Below are 231 nucleotides of genomic sequence, written 5' to 3'. Positions count from 1 at the left end.
CAGCCACGCCCCGGCGCACGCGCTTAACCGGTCGCACGGCTTCGAGGTAGTCTATCGCAACCACTAACGACGGCCGCCAGGCGCATGAGCGAGGTCAAGCCAACCGGGACGCGCCTGCTGCTGGTCGCCGCCTGCGCGCTGGACGACACCGACAGGCGCGTGCGTCTGGCGCAGCGCCCTCAGGGCAAGCAGCTTGCCGGGCTGTGGGAGTTTCCAGGCGGCAAGGTCGAG

At 70.1% G+C, this 231-nt stretch carries 1 protein-coding gene; it reads left to right on the top strand.

Annotated elements, in window-relative coordinates; all coding sequences use genetic code 11:
• Positions 1-84: 84 nt before the first annotated feature.
• Positions 85-231, top strand: a 147-nt coding sequence (locus KVT37_RS33230; protein ID WP_368860651.1) for an NUDIX domain-containing protein, incomplete at its 3' end; no start/stop codon positions are given.

The sequence above is a fragment of the Mesorhizobium sp. GbtcB19 genome (genome assembly GCF_019091085.1).
Lineage (GTDB): Bacteria > Pseudomonadota > Alphaproteobacteria > Rhizobiales > Rhizobiaceae > Mesorhizobium.
The sequence above is the reverse complement of the archived record's forward strand: the minus strand, read 5'-3'. Positions and strand labels throughout refer to the sequence as shown.